Here is a 238-nt window from a genome sequence, read left to right as displayed (position 1 = left end):
AGCGACACGGTGCAGCGGATGTACTTCCAGTGCGACCCGGACGAGGACGTGGCGGACTGGGACGAGGAGCGGATCTGGGCCGAGCTGCAGCGCCGCGTCGAGGGCCCGGACGGGCTGCAGCTCAAGCAGGGGCCGATCTTCGAGAAGACCGTGCTGAAGTTCCGCTCCTACGTGTGCGAGCCGCTGCGCTACGGGAACCTGTTCCTGGTCGGCGACGCCGGGCACACCGTGCCCCCGA

General features: G+C 69.3%; 1 protein-coding gene. It reads left to right on the top strand.

Annotated elements, in window-relative coordinates; translation table 11 throughout:
• Positions 1-238: FAD-dependent monooxygenase (locus IEW07_RS20895; RefSeq protein WP_229741605.1), on the top strand; the 238-nt coding region annotated here is incomplete at both ends.

It is taken from the genome of Kocuria dechangensis (genome assembly GCF_014636775.1).
GTDB classification, from domain to species: Bacteria; Actinomycetota; Actinomycetes; order Actinomycetales; family Micrococcaceae; genus Kocuria; species Kocuria dechangensis.
Note: the sequence above shows the minus strand (reverse complement) of the source record. Positions and strands in the feature narration are given on the sequence as shown.